The sequence below is a fragment of the Rhizobium sp. SRDI943 genome (assembly GCF_057653695.1).
This window is the reverse complement of sequence record NZ_JBYGKN010000002.1, coordinates 1,386,753-1,407,950: the sequence shown is the minus strand read 5'-3', so window position 1 is coordinate 1,407,950 and position 21,198 is coordinate 1,386,753. Positions and strand designations below refer to the sequence as shown.

Sequence of the window (21,198 nt, the reverse complement as noted above, 5' to 3'; positions counted from 1 at the left end):
TCTCCTCGGAAACCAGGACATGCAGCGGCCGCCGCGGCGGCCGCATGCGATGGACGTCGAAGCCCATGCTCATGCCTTTGCCGCGGCTTCGGCCTGAACGCCTTCATCCCTCGGAATCCTGAACCACGCGACGTAGAGCGCAGGCAGGAACAGCAGGGTGAGCGCGGTTCCGACGACGATGCCGCCCATCATGGCGTAGGCCATCGGCCCCCAGAAGATCTCGCGCGAGATCGGGATCAGCGCCAGTGTGGCTGCTGCGGCCGTCAGCATGATCGGCCGCATGCGGTGTTCGGTGGCTTCCACGACCGCCTGCCATGGCGCCATTCCTTCGCTGCGCAAATGCTCGATTTGGACGACCAGGATGACGGAGTTTCGGATCAGGATGCCGATCAGCGCAAGCACGCCGAGGATCGCGACGAAGCCAATGGGGGCATTGCTGAGAAGCAGCGCCGCGACGACGCCGATCAGAGCGGTCGGCGCGACGGCGAACACCAGGAAGAGGCGGCTGAAGCTTTGCAGCTGGATCATCAGGATCGTCGCCATCGCAAACAGCATCAGCGGAGCCACCGCCGCGATCGGCCCCTGAGCCTCGGCGCTGGATTCGACCGCGCCGCCCACTTCCACCTTGTATCCCACTGGAAGGCCTTTCTGGAATTCTTCGACCTTCGGCCTCAGTTGGTCGACGATCGTGGCCGGTTGCGTCGGACCGACGACGGCAGCCTTGACCGTTATGGTGGGTTGCCTGTCGCGACGCCAGATGGTCGGCTGTTCGAGCTCGTAGCGGAAATTGGCTACGGCGGAGAGCGGCACGACCTTGCCGTTGGAGGTGGAGAGCTGCAGGTTCTGCAGCGTCTGGATGGAATCGCGCTCGGATGCCCTGGCGCGACCGATGACGTTGACCAGGTAGATGCCGTCTCGAACCTGGGTGGCCGTCGAGCCTTCGACGATGCCGTTGAGGGCGGTGGCAATGTCTTCGGAGGATACGCCGAGCTGGCGCGCCTTGTCCTGGAGCACATCGACCTTCACCACGCGAGAGGGCTCGTTCCAGTCCAGCACCATGTTCGTCAGAAGCGGGTGTGATCCCATGACGCCGGCAAATTGCTGGGAGAGATCGCGGACCTTTTGAATATCGGGGCCGCTGATCCGGTACTGGACCGGCTTGCCGACCGGCGGACCGATGTCGAGAAGCTTCACGAAGGCATCGGTGCCGGGGAAGGTTTTCGTCAGATAGCCCTGCAGTTCCGCCCGCACCTTGTCACGCACGTCGAGCCCCTTGGTGACGATGATCGTCTGCCCGAACGACACGTTGGGCGTCTGCACGTCGAAGGACAGGATGAAGCGCGGCGCCCCTTGGCCGACATAGGTCGTCCAATGATCGATATCCTTGTTGTCGGCCAGCATCTCTTTTTCGAATCTCGCCATCTGCCTGTTGGTTTCGGCGATCGAACTGTTGTGGGGGAGGTTCCAGTCGATAATGAGCTCCGGCCTGTCCGAATTGGGAAAGAACTGCTGCTGTACCAGCCCCATGCCGCCGACGGAAAGGCCGAAGACGCCGACCGTCAGGATGATGGTGACCCAGCGCCAGCGCATCGCAAGCCCTAGAAGCCAGGAGAAGATGGAGGCAAAGCGGCCCTTCTTCTCATAATGCGATTTCGTGGTCTTCGGCAGGATCGTGACGCCGAGAAGCGGCGTAAACAGCACCGCCACTACCCAGGAAACGATCAGCGAAACCGCGATGACGACGAAAAGCGTGAAGGTGAATTCGCCCGCCGCGCTGTCGTTGAGACCGATCGGAATAAAGCCCGCAACGGTGACGAGCGTCCCCGTCAGCATCGGGAAGGCGGTCGATGTATAAACATGGGTGGCGGCTTTCCTGAGATCGTCGCCCGCCTCCAGGCGGGCCACCATCATCTCGACGGCGATCATGGCGTCGTCGACAAGCAGCCCGAGCGCGATGATGAGCGCGCCGAGCGAGATGCGCTGAAGCGAAATGCCGGAATATTCCATCACCACGAAGGTGATCGCCAGGACGAGAGGAATTGAGATCGCCACCACCATGCCGGCGCGAAGACCGAGGCTAATGAAGCTGATGATGAGGACGATGGCAATCGCTTCGAAGAGCGCGCGGGTAAATCCGGACACCGCTTCGTCGACGACGGCCGGCTGATCGGAGACACGGTGAACGTCCACGCCGATCGGGAGATCGGCGACGACGCGTTTCATCTGCGCGTCGAGCCCCTCGCCGAACTCCAGAAGATTGGCGCCCTGCTTCATGCCGATCGCAAGCCCGATCGCAGGCTCGCCGTTGAACCGGAACAGCGCCGACGGCGGATCCACGTAGCCACGTTTGATCGTGGCGACGTCGGTCAGCGGAAAGAAGCGGTCGTTTATCCGAAGATTGATCGATCTCAGACTGTCTTCGGAGGTGAACTGTCCACTCACCCGCAATGCGATGCGCTCCGGCCCGGCGTCGACAAAGCCGGACTGCGTGACGGCATTCTGCGCCTGCAGAGTCTGGATGACCGACTGCTGGTCGATCCCGAGCGCTGCGATCTGGCGCGTGGAGAATTCGAGATAGATCGCCTCGTCCTGGGCACCGACCACATCGACCTTGCCGACGTTGGGCACGGTCAGGACCTCGGAGCGGGCGTTTTCCACGAGATCGCGAAGCTGCCGCTGGGTAAGGCCGTCGCTGGTGAAGGCGTAGATGTTTCCGAAGACGTCGCCGAAGCGATCGTTGAAGAAGGGACCGACGACGCCGGTCGGGAAATCGCCCTTGATGTCGGCGATCATGTTGCGGATGCGCAGCCAGGTGGGAGCGACATCCTTTGCCTTGGTCGTCGGCAGCAGCTCGACGAAGACGGTTGTCTGGCCGGCAACGGTCTCGCTCTTGGTGTAATCAAGCGATTCCAGTTCCTGGAGCTTCTTCTCGATCCTGTCGGTCACCTGCCGCGTCACTTCTTCGGCGGAGGCGCCGGGCCACTGGGCGGTGATCACCATCGTCTTGATCGTGAAGTTCGGGTCTTCTTCACGGCCGAGCTTCACGTAGGAGAAGGCGCCTGCGAGAATGAAGACGATCATGAAGTACCAGACGAGCGAACGGTGTTCGAGCGCCCAGTCGGAGAGGTTGAAGGACTTCACTGGCTGATCTCCTGGTCGATCCGGATGGCCTGGCCATCTTCAAGTTTATGCACACCTGCCACGATCACCCTTTCTCCGGGGGCGAGCCCCTCGGTAACGCGCACGGTGCCGCCGTCTTCGGCGTCGCCGTCGATCTGCACGCGGCGAAGCGATACCTTCCTAGCCGCCGCATCGACGATCCAGACGCTCGGGCCGTCGCTACCGACAAGGATTGCCGAGGAAGGCAGGACGATCTGCGGATCGGCGGCAATGGTTGCCGAGGCTGTGATGACCGAGCCGAGCCTGAAGGCTTCGGGCGAATTGGTGAGCGCGATCTTGGTCCGGCTCGTGCGGGTAGAGGTCTCCGCCTCCGGTGCTATTTCGCGCACGGTCCCCGACGTGCGGATGGTTGAATCGAGCTGCAGCGTCACCTCGAAGGGCGCGCCGATCTTCAGTTTCTGGGCGGCGGCCTGGGGCACGTCAACCACGGCGTCGCGCTTGTCCGGCCGTGCGATGGTCACGACCGTCTGGCCGGCCGACACCACCTGTCCGACCTCAGCCGAGGTCGCCGTCACCACCCCGTCGAATTCCGCCCGAAGCTGCGCATAGCCGAGCTGCTCTTTGGCCTTGTCGAGGTTGGCCTGCGCCTTGGCGACGGCGGCCGCCGCCGTCCGCCTTGCCTGTTCCGCCTCTTCGAGCGAGGCTTCGGTGCCTGAGCGCGACTCCAGCAGCGCGCGTTGGCGCTGCTCTGTGGTCACCGCGTTCCTGAGCTGGGCGTCGCTGTTTTCCACGTCCGACTGGGCGTTGCGCACGGCAAGCTCCAACGCCAGCGGATCGATGGCGGCAACGACGTCATCCTTCTTGACGAGATCGCCGACATTGACGTTGCGGGCGATCATCCGCCCGAGAATCCGGAAGCCGAGTTCGGTCTCGATCGTCGGCTCGATCGTACCGGTCAGGCTCAAGCTCGAGGCCGACGTCGGCTTGACTGTCATCGACAGCACGGGACGGGGCGCTTCCCCCTTCTTCTCATCCTGCGGCGCGCAGGAGGAGATCAGGGCCGTACCCATCATCAGAGCGACTATTTTGAGACGAATACTCACTTGGAAGCTTCCTTGACATAAGACACGATTTCACCCGGCCCGAGGAACTTGGTCCCGTCCGTCACCACGATGTCTCGTTCAGACACGCCTGACTTCACGATGAAGCTGCCAGTCTCATAGCCGGCGACATCCACCGCCCTTGCCGACACCGCAGACGATGCGGGATCGACGATCCAGACGGCCGGATTGCCGCCCTTGGACGTCATGGCCGACCAGGGAAGCTGGATGACGTCCTGCGAGACGTAATTGAATCTTCCGACGACGGGTGCGCCGAGAGGGATCGGAGCGTCGCTCGATATCGCGACCTTGACCTTGATGGTTCCGGTGGAAGAATCGATTGTCGGCGAAATTTCGCGAACCTTCGCGGCGATCTTCTGCGTCGGGTCCGACAGAAGCGTCACGGTCCCGTCGCCGTCGATCGGGCGCAGGAACGCGCTTTCGACCACCTCAAAGACGGCATCCCTGTCGCCGTCATGGGCAAGCGTGAAGACGACCTGGGCGGCCTGCGCCACCTGCCCGACCTCGGCATTGCGGGCAGTGATCACACCGTCGGCGTCTGCCTTCAGCTCCGTGTAAGACAAGGTGTCCTGAGCGGTTTCCAACAGCGCCTGCGCCGACTTCGTCGATGCCTGCGCGGTCAGAAGCGCCTCCTGCGCCTGATCGAGTGCCGCACGCGTCGTTACCTGGGTTCGAAACAGGCTCTGCTGGCGGTCGTAAGCGAGCTGCGCCTGAGTTTGCTGCGCCTCGGCCGACTGAAGATTGGCGGCCGCCACACCCAGGTCGGCCTTCTGCTCTTCCGGATCGATCCGCGCGAGGAGCTGCCCCGCCTTCACGGATTGTCCGACTTCCACCAGCCGCTCGATGATCTTGCCGCTGACGCGGAAGGACAGATCGGTCTGAACGCGCGCCCGCACTTCTCCGGTGATTGCGCCGCCCTGAACCAACGGCTCAGACTTGGCGACGACGGTGCCGACCTCCCGTGAGGTTGGCTCAGTCGGCCCGCCCGCATCGCTGCATGATCCGAGACCGATGGCGCATATGATCGCTGCGGCGACCAGAATGGTTCTCATAGTTGACCTCTTGCTCTCAACGGCAGCTGCTATATAATTGACTGACCGATTAGTCAATGAAACTTTGCGTCGCAGGGAGAGAGCGCACGCAACAGGTTGGAGGATCAGAAAATGACAGCCCAGAAGAAGCTCACACGCTCTGAACAAAAGGCGCTGCGGCCCATCCAGATTCTCGATGCCGCCTTCGAGGAATTCGTCAGATGCGGTTTCACAGGCACGAGAGTCGAAGACATCGCCGACAGGGTCGGCGTCACCAAGGGTACGGTGTATGTCTACTTCGAGACGAAGGAGAAGCTTTTCGAAGCCATGATCAACCACTTCTCCGTGCCGTTTCAGGAACTGCTGGGGATCACGGAGGGCCTCAGCGGCAGCGTCACCGACCGGCTGATTTCCATTCTCGGCCTGCTCTACGAACAAATCGCCGAGGATCGCACGACCCGCGAGCTGACGCGGCTGGTCATTGCCGAAGGACACCGGTTCCCCGACCTGATCGACCGCCATCACGACCAGTTTATTGAGCCGATCATCGCCAAGGTCGACGCTCTCATTCTGGAGGGTGTGGCGTCGGGGGAGTTTCGCGAAATTCCGGTGGAATTCTCCGAAATCGTGGTCGCGCCCATCCTGACGACGACAGTTCTGCGGCTGATATTCGACGACCGCCGCGTGCCCACTCCCAACAAGGAGGCCTTCCTGCAGGCTTATTTCGACCTGCTGCTCAATGGCCTGCTGGCCAAACCTCACTGATCGCGGAATGGCGAAAAATACCGCGCCAGGCACGTAGCTTTTCTCAAGTTTTTATGTAAAAACATTGAGTTAGCTATGCCTTCGAAGGCACGCCCTCAATTCGCGACGGAAACAGTGGAACGCAAAGTCAATCTCAAGGATGTCGCGCGCGACGCGGACGTGTCGCTGAGCACGGCCTCGCACGCGCTCAACGGAACCGCGCCGCTGACGATCGAGGTGCGCGAAAGGGTTCTGGATTCGGCCAAACGCCTGGGTTACCTCGACCGCCGAAGGAAGAAGGCGACGATCGCGACCTTGCGCGTCCTGCTTCTCGCCATTCCCGACGATGCCGCGCCCGAGAGCGACCTCAATCTGGTGAGCTGGACGATCCTCAACGGTCTTCGCAGGGAGTGCGAACGCCGCGGCATCAGGATCGTACCCTTCGTCAGCACCGGCCGGCGCATTGACGGCGCTCAGGTCAGGCAGATCGCGCTCTTGGAACGTGCCGACGGCATTGTGGTTCTGAACGACGATCAGCCGGAACTGATTCGAAGCCTCGCCTCGCCTGATATGCCTGTTGTCATCGTCAACGGCGAAGACCCTGCCATGCTGGTCGATACGGTCACCCCGGAAAACCGCTTCGGGGCGCGGCTCGGCATCGAGCACCTGCTGGCGCTTGGGCATCGCCGTATCCTGCACCTGACATGGAAGGGCCGCACGACGATCCAGCGCCGATATGACGGCTTCTCCGATGCTTATTTCGCCGCGCAGCTTCCGGTGCCGGATGGCATGATCGTCGAGGCCGAGGGATATGAGCCGAGGCACGGCGAGGCAGCCATCAACGCGCTGCTCGACCGCGATCCCACGATGAAAGGCGCGACCGCCGTCTTCTGCGCGGCCGACAATCTGGCGCTCGGCTGCCTGAAGGCATTGGCCGATCGCGACATACGCGTGCCGGAAGCGATATCAGTGCTGGGGTTCGACGACATCGTCCCCGGCGAATTCAGCCGCCCGCCGCTTTCGACGGTCAGCGTTCCCACAGACAAGCTCGGCGCTGCCGCTTTGGCACTCATCGAACAGAGGCTGATCGCCAACGATCCGCAGCGGCCGGCCCATCGCCTGGAACTCGGATGCCATCTCGTCCTGCGCGGCAGTATCGCGGCACCGCGCTCCTAGAGCATGATGTTGTCCGAAAACCGTTCGCACTTTTCGGCGTCCTTGCTCATCGCAAGCGCTCAGCCTGCAGGCGCGTATCGCGCGGGCTTTCTCCAAAGGCGCTGCGGTAGACGATCGAGAACCTGCCGGCATGAGAAAAACCCCACGTCGCGCAGATTTCGCGGACGGATCGCTGATTCATTGGATCCCGCAATTGGTCGCGGGCTGCTTGCAGCCTGATCGTGCGCAAGTAACCGCCCGGTGAAGTTCCCCGGAAGGCCCTGAAACCCGTTTGCAGCGCGCGAAGTGAAACACCGACACCATCGGCAACCATCGTCATGGTGAGGGGCTCTGCGATGTTGGCGTGCATATAGTCAATAGCACGCCGGACATGCCACGGCGCGATCAAACAAACTTTCTGTTTTTCCAAATGGTCGGAAAGACGGTGGCGGCCAAAACGGATCACGAGGTTAGCAAGCGTTTCGCTCATCGCCGCCAAGGCCAGAGGTGAAGACAGAAGTGGACCGCCATTGCGCATGCCCTGCACGATCGTCTGCACCAGGCTGCCGATAAGCTGGCCCGACGGCGTTGCGAGATCCACAACCGGCTCAAGGTCAAGCGAGTCGAGGATCGGCATTTCCACCAGTGAAACGAGCATTCGCCTCACAACTTTCCAGTCCAGAAAGAGGGCGTCCGACCAGTGCGGGCCGCCTAGGATGAGACGATCGCCAGCTTCGTGGTTGTTGGCCATGAGGAGACGACCAGGCCCACTTTCAACCACGGTCTTTCCAATGGACAGCCGGAAGGATCCCGAGTGCGGAATGTAAAACGCAAGGTGTTGCGGCGTCTCATCGAGCGTCCGACTTGTCCAGGAACTCTGATAAACCGAATGAAGCACCGTAAATGCCTCACTTGTTCGCAAGTCCGCGGCCCAGGCAAAGGCCCGATCGTTGCTCAGCGGCTTGGCGCCAAACACCCCGTAGCCCGCCGAATAGGCTCGAACCATCGACTCGAAGTCAGTGCCTTCATGCGTTGGCGCAAACTCGGATGCCTCAGGCTCGGGCGCGCGCGCCGTATTTTCGGATCTCCACGATATCATGCAACTTGGTTCTTTCCCTCTCCACACCCCGCCCCGCTAACCGCCGATCAGGCGCTCCATCTCGTTCGAGACCCGCAACGCCGATATCGTGGCCTTCCAAACGCTCGGACACGATCCCCTTTGAAAGGCCGTCGGCCTGACTGGCTTGGCCAATCTCGATGAGGTAAGCAGGGCCGGCAAAGCGGGGATCGAATTCCTTGTTTGACAGAAGCAGAATGCCCTCCCAATGTGGTTCACACTCACAGTGTAAATCAAAATGAACCGAAAATGAAGTATGATCCGCTAGACCATGTTGCCGCGCATTTTTTGCGAGACACACAACCGATGCGCGTGGCTTCCCGCAACGAGCGCGACCTGTTGCGGCTGATCTGGAAGTCTCCGGGGATCGAACGCTCCGACCTGACAGAGCCGCTCGATCTCACCCAGCAATCGTTGCACAGGATCGTCGCGCGGCTTCATGAGCGAGGAATGCTCGTCTTTTCCCATTCGGAAACCCGGCGGCCGGGACCGCCCAGCCCGGAGCTGACCCTTCGCAAAGACTGGTGTTTAACCCTGGGCATCTCCGTGAATGTCGGTTCGATCGGCCTTTGCCTCATGGGTTTCGGCGAACCAATGGAAAACATGGAAATTCCACAGGCGGGCTCCTCGCTATCCGATGAAATGGAGCGGATCGAAGCGGCGGTCGAAGACATTCTTGCCCGCCGGGGCGCCAAACGGCGTGATGTCCTCGGCGTCGGTCTGGCCGTCGCCGGCCACCGCATGCTGGAGACGGCCTTCAATTGCCCCTTGCCGCTCGCTCATTGGTCGTTGATCGACCTGGCACCTTTGCTTGGAAAGCAACTTGGCCTGCCGGTCTGGGCAGACAATGTCGCCAGGACCGCAGCCTTGGCGGAAGCCATTTTCGGCGTTGGCCGCGATGTCGCAGATTTCGCCTACATCGCCCATCTTCATGGCTATGGCGGCGGCCTGGTTTCCGGAGGCATGCCGTTTCGCGGCAATTTCGGCAACGCCGGCGAATTTTCCGTTCTCTTCGGGCGTCAGGACTACGAGGAACGCCCTGCACTCGGCGTCCTGCTTGAACATCTTCGTGCCAAAGGGCGCATGAACTTGACCCTGAGGGACCTGAAGAACGAGGACCTGATGGACTGGGATGGCGTTGGCGAGTGGGTCGACCGCGTCACGCCGGCCCACAATCGAGCCATCAATGCGATCTGCGCAATATTCGACCCGGCATTGATCGTCCTCGGCGGCGAGCTTCCGCACTCACTCGCGAGAATGCTGATCGAACGGACCGAATTCAACAATCTGCCTCGGCATGGCATTTTACGCGACGTCCCCAGGCTTGATGTGGCGCAGATAATCGATGCCCCCGGCGCAATCGGCGCGGCCTTGATCCCGCTCTTCGAAACCGTTTTGTGACGTGTGCAGGACGCCGTCGCACTTTGAAATCGATGTCGGCATAGCCCAAAAACGGCGGCCTACCAGGTCGCCGGGGCGGCTGGCCTCGGTGGCAAGCGCTACGCTTGCCGCGGCGAACCTCCCTCAGTATGAGCAACGGCCTTGGGAGTCACGCACAAAGACAACGACCGAAACGCGCCGCATGAACCAGGTTCATTGCGACGCGCTTCAGCCGGGAGGTAGGCGTGGTATGGGTCGTTCGGCGATTGTGAGGAGATCTCTATCTCCACGCCTTGCCGTTCACTTCATCCCTGTTCCGGCGATGCCCGTGGTGATGTACTTCTGCAGGAACAGGAAAACGATGGTGACAGGCAGCAGGCTGAGGAACGTCATCGCCAGGATATAGTGCCACTGCACCGAGAACTCGCCCTGGAACGCATTCAGACCGACCTGCAGGGTGAAATTCTCGCGGCTGTTGAGGACGATGAGCGGCCAGAGGAAGTCGTTCCATCGCCAGAGCACGGAAAATATCGCCAGCACCGCGAGAGCCGGCGCCGTCAGCGGCAGGATGATGCGCCAGAAGATGCAGAATTCGCTCGCCGCATCGACGCGCGCCGCCTCTATCAGCTCGTCGGGTATGGTCAGCATATATTGCCGCAGCAGGAAGACGGCGGTCGGAGAGGCGACCGTCGGCAGGATGACGCCCCAGAGGTTATCGGCAAGCCCGACCCCGACGATGACGAGATAGGCCGGCACCATGACGACGGCGAGCGGAATCATCAGCGTTGAAATGATGATGACGAAGACCGTCGTATCCCCTGCAAATTTGTATTTCGACAGGGCAAATGCCGCCATGGCGTTGACGATCAGCGTCAGCAGCGTTGCGACGAAGGTGACGAACACCGAATTCTTGAGGAAGGTCAGGAAGTTGAAGCGCGTCAGCGGATCGGTGTAATTCTGCGTGGCGATCGTCAGCTTCTGCACCGGCGTCAGCCCCTTGACGTCGACGCTGACGGGCTGTCCCGGATTTGCGGGATCAACCATTTGGGCCTTGAGGCCGATGCGGCGGACCATGGCCATTTCGCGCATCTGACCGTCGATGGTGACCTTCCAGAGGCTGAGCGGTTTGTCGAAGCCGGGTACGGTCTGCTCGACGGCGGCCCGAGGAAGCAGCGTTGGCGGAAATCGGGTGATCTCGGCGGCCGGCTTCAGCGAGGAGAGGCCGGCCCAGATGACGGGAACGAGCACGACGAAGGTTCCGCCGATCAGCCAGACCCACGACAATATGTCGGTGATATCGATGCGTCCGGCCCGGCGTGTGCGCTTGAAAAAGCTGATCGGGTTCATCTCAGGACTCCATTCGCTTGCCGAAACGCAGCTGTATGAGGGTGAGAACCAGAAGCACCAGCCCCATGAGAACCGATGCGGCGGAAGCCAGTCCGAAGAGGCGAAGATCGCTGCCGAATGCCATCTGGTAGATATATTGGACGATGAAGCTGTTGGCCGTGCCCGGACCGCCGCCATTGGTCAGAACCCAGGCCTCGTCGAAGATCTGGACGGATTTGATCATCAGAAGAATGAACACGACTAAGAGGTTCGGGGCCAGCAGGGGCAGTGTGATCCTGAACAGCGTGCGGCGCGGCGAGGCGGCATCGATGGAGGCAGCCTCGTAGAGCTCCTTCGGGATGGCCTGGAGGCCGGCCAAGAGGATGAGCGTGTAAAAGCCCATGTGGAACCAGACCGACACCACGACGACGAAGAAGCGCGACCAGCCGACGTTGAGCAGGAAGATCTCAGGGGGAACGCCGATCATCTGGAAGAAGGCGTTCAGCAGCCCGTTGCGATCGAGGAACCATTTCCAGATCAGGCCGATGACGACGGGCGACAGCAAGACAGGATAGAAGAACATCGCCCTGAAGAAGCCGCGCGCCACGATCGCCCGATTGAGGATCAGCGCCGTGATCAGCGCCACGAGCAATGTGGCGACGACATTGAAGGCCACGAACCAGAGCGTATTCCACACAGCCGTCCAGAACAGCGATTCCTGGCAGGTTCCCGGCTGCAGATAATTGCCGCAGGAAAGCAGCGTGCGGAAATTGTCCAGGCCGACGAAAGGCCGCTCCGACACGAATAGATTGGTGCCACCGGTGAAGGCGTAACCGACCGCGATCGCGATCGGAAGGAACGTGAAGATGGCGAACAGAACGAGGTTCGGCGCCAGGAACAGCCATGGCATACGCTTGCGGCCGAAGATGCGCTCGATCACATTTATCGGGGCTTCGACCACTCTCATCGCCGTTTCCCCTGCCTGGGACAGCAATGCACCTGCCTTGAGCGCCGCCATGTTCAGCGCCTCCCCTGTCCGGGCCGCCGGGCAAAAGCCAGGCCGCTTTCGGGATCGAACAGATGAACCCGCCCCGGGGCGGCATCGATCAGGATGCGATCACCAGGCGCCGGCGCGAAATGGCCGGCCTCGTGAATGATGATCTGCTCGTCATGGCCTGCAAGATTGCCATAGACATAGGTCTCCGTACCGAGGCCCTCGTGATACTGGACGATGAACGGCAGGCCCTGCTCGCTGGAGCGTGAAAAATGCGCGGGCCGGATGCCGGCGAGAACAGCCTGTCCGACCGCAATTCCGGCGGGATCGACATCGCTGACGACCTTGCCACCATTGCCGACATCGATGACGACGCCGCCTTCCTCGATGCCAGCGACCTTGCCCTTGATGATGTTCATGCGCGGCGAGCCGAGGAAGCCGGCGACGAAGAGATTGCGTGGGCTATCGAACAGGTCCAGCGGCGCGCCGACCTGCTCGACCCGCCCGGCGCGCAGCACGACGATCTTGTCGGCCATCGTCATCGCCTCGACCTGGTCATGCGTGACATAAATCATCGTCGTCTTGATCTCGCGGTGGAGCTTGGTGATCTCGGCGCGGGTCTGAACGCGCAGCGCCGCGTCGAGATTCGACAGCGGCTCGTCGAAGAGAAAAATGTCCGGTTCGCGCACGATAGCCCGGCCGATCGCCACGCGCTGGCGCTGGCCGCCCGAAAGCTGCTTCGGGCGTCGGTCCAGGTAGGGCTCGATCGCCAGCATCCTGGCGGCCTCGGCAATCCGCGCCTCGATCTCGGCACGCTTGAACTTCAGGTTCTCCAGGCCGAAAGCGAGGTTTTTGCGAACGCTCATATGCGGATAGAGCGCGTAGGACTGGAAGACCATTGCGATCTTGCGCTCGGCCGGCGAGAGCGCGCTGACATCGCGGCCCCCGATCGCGATTGCGCCCTCCGTCACCTCTTCGAGGCCGGCAATGACACGCAGCAGGGTCGACTTGCCGCATCCCGACGGCCCGACGAAGACGACGAACTCGCCGTCCGTGATATCGAGTTCGACGTCATGCAGGACTTTGACCGAGCCATACGATTTGTTGACGTTGGAAAGTTTCAGTTCTGCCATGCCCCACTCCCATCAGGTGCCGCCGTTTCGAAGACGGCGTCGTTTTTGTTCCAGCCTTGCGGCAGCGGTGTCGGCCTTGTGATCCGCACCTCGTTCATCAAGATCCCGGTGACATCAGCCACGTAGACGGCCGGCATTCCTCCCGGATAGTGCTCAAGACCGATTACCCGCCCGTCTGACCCGCGGGTCCAGGCATTGGCGCGGCCGCCGCCATCGGCTGTCGGGGAAAGGTCGGCGTTCGTTGGACGCAGGTCGTAGGATCGCGCAGTGCCGAGCTGCCCCGGCTGCTGATCGATGGCGATGCGTGCCAGCGATGCGTTGCGGATGCCGGCCGGCGAGGTCGAAATGACGGTGATCGCCCCCTCCATCCGGCCGGTGATGTCCTCGACGATGAGATTTTCGATGGCGCCTGCCGCGCGTTCCGTAACACGGTCGACGACATTGACGGTCAGCGCCTCCCCCGAGCCCCAGAAACCATCGGGGGTCTCGCGGCACTCTACCGCAATTCTCGAAAACCTTACGTTCGATATCCGGCCGCCGTCGCGGGAAAATATGCCGAGCGCCCTGTTGGAGGATGAGACGTTGCAATCCTCGAACACGACATTGGTGACGTCTCCATGCGTTTCCGTGCCGATCTTCAGCGCGCAGCTGAGACTCTGGACGGAGCAGCGGCGGACGAGAATATTCTCGCACCGCCCGATGGCGACACGGTCAGGACCGATGCTCGTCTTCAGGCATATGCCGTCGTCGGCCGTCGATATCCGGCAATCCTCGATAACGGCGCCGCGACAGGCATCCAGCACGATCCCGTCCGTGTTGGGAAGGCGGCGGTCGTTGTCGATGATCACGTTCCTGACCGCAACATCGGTGCAGTTGACGAAGTGCAGCGTCCACATCGGCGAGCGGCAAATATGGACGGAGCTGATCTCGACCTCGTCGCAGCCCTCGAAGACGACGACGCGGGGACGAAATTCGGCCGGGATGAAGGTTCCCACCGTCTCGTCGTCTCCCACGATGAAGCTGTCACAACCGGCTTCGATGCGCCCCGCCCCCGTCAGGCTGATCCGCCGCGCATCCTTGGCGACGATCATGCCGCGGTCGGATTTTTCGGCGATCACCGAAACGGTCGTCTGCGCATAGGCCGCGTAATCCGGAACGGGACGCAGGATCGCACCGGCGGCCAGATGAAGGTCGACGCCGGATCTGAGCTGGAGCCCGCGGCAGACATGGATGCCGGCCATGAGCTCAACGCGTCCGCCGCCTGAAGCCGACAGGCCGTCGATGGCCGCTTGCAGACGGACCGTATCGTCGCTCTGCGCCGGCTCGATCGCGACAAGAGACACGGGGCTCATTGGCGCTGGCCGTTCTCGAGAAAGACTTCCGTCAGCAGCAGCATGGTCAGCGCCTGGCCATAAGGCGTCGGCACGTTGGGGATGCGCTTGTAGAAATCGAGGTCATGACCCATCGGCGTGCCGTCCGAGACGCCGTGGACGACGCCTTCTTCATCGATCTGCGCCAGCACCGCCGCAAGCGCGCGCTCCGCATAGGCCCTGTCGTCCTTGTCGAGAATGCCGGCATCGATGGCGCGCAATATGCCGTAGGCAATGCCCGCCGTGGCCGAGGTTTCCAGCGGCGACGACGGATCGTCGAGAAGCGTCGTGAACATGCCGTCCGGCCGCTGGTATGCTTTCAAGGAGCGCACCTGGCTGACGAGGACGTTCGACAGAAAACGCCGGTCCTTCTCCCCGAGCGTCGGAACGAGGTCGAAGAGCTCGGGGATGGCGACGGTGACCCAGGCATTGCCGCGCGCCCAGAAGGCATTGGCAAAATTGTGCCGTCCGTTGAAGGTCCAGCCGTGATACCAGAGCCCGCTGACCGGATCGGAGAGATAGCGGGTGTGGATCACGAACTGATAGACGGCCTCGTCGATCCACTCGCTGCGCTCGCAGAGAACGCCGGCGCGGGCGAGAAACAGGCAGGCCATGAACAGCGTATCGTCCCACAATTCGCCGTCGTTGAGGCGCTCCTTGACGACGTGCTGAAAGCCGCCGTCCTCGGTCTTCGGCAGTTCCTTGACGAGCCATTCGGCCCAGTCCTCGACGAGCGCGCGAAAGTCGGGACGGTCGACATGCTGGACCAGGATCGCAAGCGGCAGCATCGGCGCCGTGCTGTTGATTTGGCGCGGCGGCAGGCCGCGTTCAATCTGGCCGGCATACCAGGCGACGAGTTCCTGCAGCGCTTTTTGATCATTGGTGGAAATGGCGCGGCGCAGGAAGCCGTAAAGACCGACGCCGACTTCCCAGTCCCACTCGTCGAACTGGATTCCGGAGGCCGAATTTCCCGTCACGAGACCTTCCTTGATGCCTCTGAGCCGGCTGAAAGCCGTTGCCACGCGATCAATCGTCGTCAGGAGGGCGGCGTTATCGACAGATGTTGTGTTCATGCTGGAGACCTATGTTTTCAGGAGTAGAACGGCCCGTCAGTGCCGGCGCCGGAGGCAGCACTGTCGTAGGTGAGGATCGGTTGCGGCTGATCGTGGGTGAAGGGCCTCGCCTCGCCGCCGATCGAAAGACCATCGGCGTAGGAGAGGTCGATCGCCGGGCCGCCCGGCGGCGTCAGAGAGAGACGCCGAAGCCCGGGATCGAAGGAAACCGTCGTCTGGCCCAGGCGTTCGACGAACGCCTTGAAGGCATCGTCGTTGCCGCATCCGACGATACCAGCCCAGCCGCAAAGCTGCCCGTAGGAGCGCGCCTCGCGGCCGGCGGTCGGGCCGTCGGTGATCAGCTCCAGGCCGTTCGACGCCCAGAGGGCGGAAAATCCCCGGCCCGATCGCGCGATGAGCCACTTGTCTTCGATGATGAGATCGTCCAGCCCGTCGCGGCCGATATAGGCGTGCGTCCATGCGTGGCGTGCGTCGCTTGTGTCCTCGATCAGGAGGGCAACGTCGCGATGCTGGGCAACGCGCGGCAGGATGCCGTTGCCGGCCCAATAGGACGGCCTTTGATTGCCCCAGGGGTCGTCCTCGCCGGGATGGTTGACCCACAGCCTCGCCATCGGATGGCCGGCCAGCCGGATGTCGAGCACATGCTGCTGGTGCCCCTTCTGGCCGGTCTTGTGATCGACGACCGTCGAAAGCTGCGCCGCCTCGTTCTTGAACAGCACGAGTTTTCCGCTCTCGAGGCCCTGGCTGTAGCGCGCCTCGACGCTTCTTGATCGGGTGAGCGGCGCAAGTTCGGCCAGATCGGCGGGCGGCTCATAGCTGCCGGCGCAGAACATGGTCAATGCCGCCACACCATTGTTCAGCCAGCCGGTTCCGAAGGCGACCTGGGCGAAGGGCGCAAGCTCGGTCAGCGGGCCGGCGCGCAACTCCTTGTCGTAGGCACGGCCCTGCGATCCGGCCGGAACGCCTGCGAGCGTGTGAAGGGCGATCATGCGGAAGATGAGATCGATCTGGGCGCGGGCGCGCTGGGCAACGGCCGCCTCAGCCCAGCGCTCCAGCGCCAGCAGGCCGATGAAATCGATCGGGTAATAGGCCGCCGAGTTCCACTCCGCCAACCCATGGGCTTCGACGCTGTCGAACCAGCGGCCGAGCCGCTCGCCGGCAAGTTCCGCCTGCTGCCGCCCCGTGCGGCCCGAGGCCGAAAACACCTCGTCGGGCAAAAGAAGTCCGGCCAGCAGCTGGCTGGTATGAAAGCAGAGCACATGGTTCTCGCTCCAGAACCACATCGCGTCGTTGCCCGGCTCGTCGACCCAGTAACGGTAGGAGCGGGCGGAATGCCGGATGCGAGCGATCACTGCATCGGGCATCCGGTCGGCATAGGCGCCGAGCAGCCACAAGAGCGGCACCATGATGAAATCCGAGCAATCCTCCCGCGCATCGATGGAGGCGAGCGTCGCCTCGATGATGCGGTCGAAGCTTTCCTGGTCGTGGTGACCGGTTTCCATCATCGCAATGAGGCGCCCGACGCGGTTCGCGCCGAAGCGGGCGCTGTATTCCAGCGCCTGCCGCTTGCGGGCGGCGAGCGACGCCTCGGCCGACAACGGCGAAATGCTGCTCATGAAAGCGGCATCGATGACGCGCGTGACCGAGCCCGTGCCGGAGCCGATCGTCATGTGGACGCCGTGATAACCGTCCGGAATGCCGCAGATATCGTCGGCCGTTAGGCTGCTCTGATGGGCCTTGAGCGTCAATCGGGAATGCGCGAGAACGGGCCGCTCGTGACCATGACCGACGACCTTGATCTCTACCGGCAGATCGCGTTCGGGCGCTGTGCCGAAGATGATCTCCAGCGGCTGATTGACGAAGACGTCGCGAGCCGGACGGACGCCGCGAGCAAGGGCTTCCAGCTCGCGGACCTCATCCTGATCCAGCGATACGGGCAGCAGCACGCAGAGCGGCTCCTCGTCCAGCATCTCGAGCTCGAAGAACCACGTCGTGTCACGCTCGGCCAAGTCTTCGGTATGGACGAGGATCTGGTTGTCGCCGGCGTCCAGCGCCAGCCTTATGTCGGTTGCGCTCTCGGTGTTGCGCTTGAAGGGTTCGAAGCGCACCGCCTCCTGTCCGTTGACCCATATGCGAACGCCGCCGCAGGTCTTCAGTCTGAGATTGAGCGTTCGCGCGGTCTCCGTTCTGAACGTGCCCTTCAGCCATCGCCTGAGATGCGTCGGTACGTGCCAGAAGCCGGTGAACTCGACGCGACGGTTCGAGCCGGGAAGATTGAGGCTTTCGGTCGGCCAGGCGGTGTCGGGCAATAGCGGCCGCCCGACCATGGTCGACCAAAAGGCCTTGCGGCAGGGCAGATCTCCGACATCGACGAAACCGTTGATGAAACGATAGTTTACGCGATCTTCGGCCGGCGCGGGCTCGCCGGGAGAATAGCTGGCGATGAGGCCGGAAACGGCCCATGCCGTGATCGTCTGGCCCGTGGCCACACTGTATGCTGGCGCCATCTCGCCCGGCTGCTTGATGCATTCCGTTTTCACAGACCGCCTCCTCCGCAATCCTATGAAAATATTTTCATTAGGTTATTTGTGCGCGCCATTTTTGAAAAATGCCCAAAAACATCGCTATTGCCGCAGAAAATAGCTTGACGCAACGAATGTCAAGTATATGAAATTGATTTATCGATGGCTGAGGCCGCGATTGATGAAAATGTTTTCATGGGAGGATGAAAATGAAAACCTATCTCTCAGGGGCCGTCGCACTGGCGTTGGCAACCGTTTCTTTCGCATGGGCCGGCGCGGCCATGGCGCAAACCAAGACAATCACCTTTCTGTTCACCGACGACGACCAGGCTTACGTCGAGCGCATGGAAGCGCTCAGCAAGGAATTCGAGACGGCGAATCCCGACGTCAAGGTCAACTTCGTCTCTTCGGGCTATGATGCGGTCGCCAAGCAGCTGCCGGTGCAGCTTGCCGTCGGCGAGGGCCCTGACATCGCCAAGATCACCGACTGGCAGCTTGCGCCCTATTACCTCGACATGCGTCCCTACATGAAGGACCCGGATGGCTTCGCCAAGCTGCACGGCGACAGCCTGAACACGCTTCGCTTCCCCGGCGTCAACGATCCGCAGTCGATCAACGGCTATATCGCCTCGCAGACCTTCAACCTGCCCTTCGTCAACAAGACGCTGTTCGAACAGGCCGGCGAACCGCTTCCCAAGCCCACCGCCACGCTGAAGGATATCGTCGAAGCCTCGGCGCGCGTCGCCAAGGCGACCGGCGCTCAGATCCCCTTCACGATGGACCGCTCGGGCCACCGCTTTTCCGGCGCGGCATTCTCCTACGGTTCGAACTACGTCAAGGACGGCAAGTTCTTCTTCCCCGACGATGCCGCCAAGCGCTACGTCACGGATCTCTACGGTTGGACGAAGGACGGCTCCTTCCCGAAGGAAATGTGGGGTGCTGCCGGGGGAACCCAGTACAAGAACATGGGTGACGAGTTCGTCAACGGCAACGTCGTGACCTATCTCGCCGGCAACTGGATGGTCAATCCGTTCCAGAAGAAGATCGGCGACGCCTTCGACTGGACGGCGATCAGCGCGCCCTGCGGCGATGCCGGCTGCTATGCGATGCCCGGTGGCACCGCGATCGTTGGCTTCAAGCGCACCAAGTCTCCCGAGGCCGTGGCCGCGTTCATCGAGTTCCTCGGCTCTGAAAAGGTCCAGCGTGAAATCGCTGAAAATTACGTCGTCCTGACGGGCGCCGACATCAAGGACCCGCAATACAAGCTTGAGAGCAAGAATGCCAAGGAGGCGATGGCCGTCTTCCTCGGAAGCCGCAATAGCGTGCCGCAGGCAGCCCGGGACCTGGAACGTCTCAAGGGATCCTCCGCCATCTATCAGCTCATCGTCCAGAGGATGAGCCAGCTGATCGTCGGCGAGCTTTCCCTCGACGAGACCTTCAAGGCGATGAATGCCGACGTCGACAAGGTCAACCAGGCGCTCGCCGCCAAGTAACCGGTCACGCGTTGTCCCGCAAAATGCGCGCACGCAGCAGCCACGGCCTCGCAACAGGGCCGTGGCTTTTTCGTTTTTTCTCGAACACTTCGATGCTTTTCGAATTGTCGATGGCCTGAACGACGTTACGTTTCCTACTGCATAATTCCTTCCGGAATTGGCTTAGCGATAAAATTATCGCGGCAATTCAAAATGTTACAGCGTCCTTTGAGCGTCTAAAATGACGCGCGGCGCTGTAATGGAAAGGCAGCGTCATGAATTCAATCGAACAAAACTCCAGGGCTTACGCACAGTTGAAGCCGGCCTCTCTCGCCATTCTCTGCCTCGGCGTGATCGTGGCGCAGGTCGATACATCGGTCGTTAATCTGGCGGTTCAGCCAATCGGACTCGATCTCAAAGCCTCCGTCACCGAGCTGCAATGGGTCGTCGACGCCTACAATCTCGTTTACGCAGCACTTCTCATCAGCGGCGGCTTGTTCGCCGATCTTTACGGCCGACGTCTGATGTTCGTGATCGGCTGCGCTGTCTTGGCGCTGGCGAGCCTTGGCTGCGCATTCGCCTCGACCATCGCGATCCTCATCGCCGCGAGAGCCTTGACCGGCTTCGGCTCCGCCCTCCTGCTGCCCGCTTCGCTTTCGCTGATCCGGGTCATCTACCGGGATGAGAAGGTCCGTGCCCGAGCGCTCGGGATCTGGGCCGGCTGCAATGGAATGTCGCTTGCGATCGGCCCAAGCCTCGGCGGCTTCCTCATCCGTGATTTCGGCTGGCGATCCGTCTTCTTCGTCGTCATCCCCATCGCGCTGATCGCGGCGGCGGCGGCACGGTTTTTCGTTCCGGAAAGCGCCGATCGGCAAGGCCGGTCCTTCGACATGCCGGGTCAGTTGCTGGGGATAGCATCCCTCACCGTTCTTACCCTCACGGCGATCGAATCATTGCATCTGCCGCCTTTGTGGACGGCCCTCCTGGCCATCGCCGGCGCCCTGCTTCTGCTGCTCTTCATCATCGTCGAAAAGCGCCTGGAGCAGACGGCTCTGGTTCCGATCTCGATGTTTTCGGGCAGGCAGTTTCGCGGTGCGATGGCCGGAACGGCGGCAATGACGTTCGGCATGTATGGCACGCTCTTTCTCTTTCCACTCGCCTCCCTCAGCCTTCGACGCCTGGCCTCGGTGGAGGTCGGGCTGTCTCTGCTGCCAATGGCCATCAGCTTCATCGCGATCTCACCCTTCTCCGGTTCGATCTCGGAGCGCCTGGGGAAGAAACGCACCATATCGGCGGGACTGGCGCTGATGGGTTTGGGCAACCTTCTGCTCGGCTCATCCTTTCTGGCCGATTGGTTCATTGCCGAAGAGGTCGGATTGTTGCTGACCGGGGTCGGGATGGGCATGGCGACGGGGCCTCTGACGGCGGTCGCGGTTTCAACCGTGGCGGCCGATCGCGCCGGCACGGCGAGCGCCCTGATCAATGTTGCCCGCATGGTCGGGGCGACGATAGGCGTCGCCTTACTGGGAGCGATCTTCGCCTTTTTGGGAGAAGCAGAAACGGCCTTCATCGTCGCGATGTCGGTCGGCGGCAGCACGCAACTGCTTGGAAGCCTCGCTGCCTGGCGCTTGCTCTGAACG

15 protein-coding genes are annotated in these 21,198 nt (G+C 61.9%); 5 read left to right on the top strand and 10 right to left on the bottom strand.

The annotated features are described in order from the left end of the window. Positions 1 to 69 precede the first annotated feature (69 nt). Genes AC245Y_RS30865 through AC245Y_RS30855 form a run of 3 tightly spaced genes read right to left on the bottom strand, consistent with a single transcriptional unit; the run spans position 70 to position 5,293 of the window. A complete protein-coding gene (locus tag AC245Y_RS30865; RefSeq protein ID WP_017996341.1) occupies positions 70 to 3,141 on the bottom strand; it encodes an efflux RND transporter permease subunit in 3,072 nt (1,023 codons plus the stop codon). After that, positions 3,138 to 4,223 (bottom strand): efflux RND transporter periplasmic adaptor subunit, encoded by a 1,086-nt coding sequence (locus tag AC245Y_RS30860; RefSeq protein WP_017996342.1) that lies wholly within the window; start codon positions 4,221 to 4,223, stop codon positions 3,138 to 3,140. The genes AC245Y_RS30865 and AC245Y_RS30860 overlap by 4 nt, the downstream gene beginning before the upstream one ends. Further along, positions 4,220 to 5,293 carry an efflux RND transporter periplasmic adaptor subunit gene (locus AC245Y_RS30855; protein ID WP_017996343.1) on the bottom strand — a complete coding sequence of 358 codons (1,074 nt, stop codon included), beginning with the start codon at positions 5,291 to 5,293 and terminating at the stop codon, positions 4,220 to 4,222. The genes AC245Y_RS30860 and AC245Y_RS30855 overlap by 4 nt, the downstream gene beginning before the upstream one ends. 111 nt (positions 5,294 to 5,404) lie before the next feature. On the opposite strand from AC245Y_RS30855, the gene AC245Y_RS30850 reads away from it, so the two are divergent. Together AC245Y_RS30850 and AC245Y_RS30845 are read left to right on the top strand one after the other, a co-directional pair. Further along, positions 5,405 to 6,037: a TetR/AcrR family transcriptional regulator gene (locus tag AC245Y_RS30850; protein ID WP_012755447.1), complete on the top strand. Its 633-nt coding sequence runs from the start codon at positions 5,405 to 5,407 to the stop codon at positions 6,035 to 6,037. 75 nt (positions 6,038 to 6,112) lie between these two features. Then, on the top strand, positions 6,113 to 7,192 hold the full coding sequence (locus AC245Y_RS30845; RefSeq protein WP_012755446.1) for a LacI family DNA-binding transcriptional regulator: 1,080 nt from the start codon (positions 6,113 to 6,115) through the stop codon (positions 7,190 to 7,192). A 46-nt stretch (positions 7,193 to 7,238) separates the two neighbouring features. Here AC245Y_RS30845 and AC245Y_RS30840 read toward each other — a convergent pair whose 3' ends face one another. Then, complete coding sequence (locus AC245Y_RS30840) at positions 7,239 to 8,270, bottom strand: helix-turn-helix transcriptional regulator (protein WP_017996344.1); 1,032 nt, start codon at positions 8,268 to 8,270, stop codon at positions 7,239 to 7,241. Between the two features lie 267 nt (positions 8,271 to 8,537). Between AC245Y_RS30840 and AC245Y_RS30835 the strand changes: the two genes are divergently transcribed. Beyond that, a complete protein-coding gene (locus AC245Y_RS30835) occupies positions 8,538 to 9,689 on the top strand; it encodes an ROK family transcriptional regulator (protein ID WP_017996345.1) in 1,152 nt (383 codons plus the stop codon). Between the two features lie 279 nt (positions 9,690 to 9,968). Here the strand turns inward: AC245Y_RS30835 and AC245Y_RS30830 are convergent, their stop codons facing one another. The 6 genes from AC245Y_RS30830 to AC245Y_RS30805 are packed head-to-tail and all read right to left on the bottom strand — an operon-like array spanning position 9,969 to position 18,104. Continuing rightward, complete coding sequence (locus AC245Y_RS30830) at positions 9,969 to 11,015, bottom strand: carbohydrate ABC transporter permease (RefSeq protein WP_012755443.1); 1,047 nt, start codon at positions 11,013 to 11,015, stop codon at positions 9,969 to 9,971. Position 11,016: 1 nt separating this feature from the next. Further along, positions 11,017 to 12,012 carry a carbohydrate ABC transporter permease gene (locus tag AC245Y_RS30825; protein WP_017996346.1) on the bottom strand — a complete coding sequence of 332 codons (996 nt, stop codon included), beginning with the start codon at positions 12,010 to 12,012 and terminating at the stop codon, positions 11,017 to 11,019. A gap of 2 nt (positions 12,013 to 12,014) precedes the next feature. Next, positions 12,015 to 13,121 (bottom strand): ABC transporter ATP-binding protein, encoded by a 1,107-nt coding sequence (locus AC245Y_RS30820; protein ID WP_017996347.1) that lies wholly within the window; start codon positions 13,119 to 13,121, stop codon positions 12,015 to 12,017. After that, positions 13,109 to 14,473: a polygalacturonase PglB gene (gene pglB, locus AC245Y_RS30815; RefSeq protein ID WP_017996348.1), complete on the bottom strand. Its 1,365-nt coding sequence runs from the start codon at positions 14,471 to 14,473 to the stop codon at positions 13,109 to 13,111. Before pglB ends, AC245Y_RS30820 begins: the two co-directional genes overlap by 13 nt. Further along, positions 14,470 to 15,564: a beta-galactosidase BglB gene (gene bglB, locus AC245Y_RS30810; RefSeq protein ID WP_017996349.1), complete on the bottom strand. Its 1,095-nt coding sequence runs from the start codon at positions 15,562 to 15,564 to the stop codon at positions 14,470 to 14,472. Before bglB ends, pglB begins: the two co-directional genes overlap by 4 nt. 17 nt (positions 15,565 to 15,581) lie before the next feature. Next, positions 15,582 to 18,104: a hypothetical protein gene (locus AC245Y_RS30805; RefSeq protein WP_017996350.1), complete on the bottom strand. Its 2,523-nt coding sequence runs from the start codon at positions 18,102 to 18,104 to the stop codon at positions 15,582 to 15,584. A 191-nt stretch (positions 18,105 to 18,295) separates the two neighbouring features. Between AC245Y_RS30805 and AC245Y_RS30800 the strand changes: the two genes are divergently transcribed. Both AC245Y_RS30800 and AC245Y_RS30795 read left to right on the top strand, forming a co-directional pair. Further along, a complete protein-coding gene (locus tag AC245Y_RS30800; RefSeq protein WP_012755437.1) occupies positions 18,296 to 19,579 on the top strand; it encodes an ABC transporter substrate-binding protein in 1,284 nt (427 codons plus the stop codon). Between the two features lie 254 nt (positions 19,580 to 19,833). Further along, the gene (locus tag AC245Y_RS30795) at positions 19,834 to 21,195 is read left to right on the top strand and encodes an MFS transporter (RefSeq protein WP_017996352.1); all 1,362 of its coding nucleotides are present in this window, start codon (positions 19,834 to 19,836) and stop codon (positions 21,193 to 21,195) included. Positions 21,196 to 21,198 lie beyond the last annotated feature (3 nt).

What these genes read in the sequence shown, in the direction of transcription:
- AC245Y_RS30850 (WP_012755447.1), top strand. Translation starts at nt 5,405, where the DNA reads ATGACAGCCCAGAAGAAGCTCACACGCTCTGAACAAAAGGCGCTGCGG.
- AC245Y_RS30795 (WP_017996352.1), top strand. Translation starts at nt 19,834, where the DNA reads ATGAATTCAATCGAACAAAACTCCAGGGCTTACGCACAGTTGAAGCCG.
- pglB (WP_017996348.1), bottom strand. Translation starts at nt 14,473, where the DNA reads ATGAGCCCCGTGTCTCTTGTCGCGATCGAGCCGGCGCAGAGCGACGAT.
- AC245Y_RS30830 (WP_012755443.1), bottom strand. Translation starts at nt 11,015, where the DNA reads ATGAACCCGATCAGCTTTTTCAAGCGCACACGCCGGGCCGGACGCATC.
- AC245Y_RS30855 (WP_017996343.1), bottom strand. Translation starts at nt 5,293, where the DNA reads ATGAGAACCATTCTGGTCGCCGCAGCGATCATATGCGCCATCGGTCTC.
- bglB (WP_017996349.1), bottom strand. Translation starts at nt 15,564, where the DNA reads ATGAACACAACATCTGTCGATAACGCCGCCCTCCTGACGACGATTGAT.
- AC245Y_RS30800 (WP_012755437.1), top strand. Translation starts at nt 18,296, where the DNA reads ATGAAAACCTATCTCTCAGGGGCCGTCGCACTGGCGTTGGCAACCGTT.
- AC245Y_RS30840 (WP_017996344.1), bottom strand. Translation starts at nt 8,270, where the DNA reads ATGATATCGTGGAGATCCGAAAATACGGCGCGCGCGCCCGAGCCTGAG.
- AC245Y_RS30825 (WP_017996346.1), bottom strand. Translation starts at nt 12,012, where the DNA reads ATGGCGGCGCTCAAGGCAGGTGCATTGCTGTCCCAGGCAGGGGAAACG.
- AC245Y_RS30835 (WP_017996345.1), top strand. Translation starts at nt 8,538, where the DNA reads ATGAAGTATGATCCGCTAGACCATGTTGCCGCGCATTTTTTGCGAGAC.
- AC245Y_RS30845 (WP_012755446.1), top strand. Translation starts at nt 6,113, where the DNA reads ATGCCTTCGAAGGCACGCCCTCAATTCGCGACGGAAACAGTGGAACGC.
- AC245Y_RS30820 (WP_017996347.1), bottom strand. Translation starts at nt 13,121, where the DNA reads ATGGCAGAACTGAAACTTTCCAACGTCAACAAATCGTATGGCTCGGTC.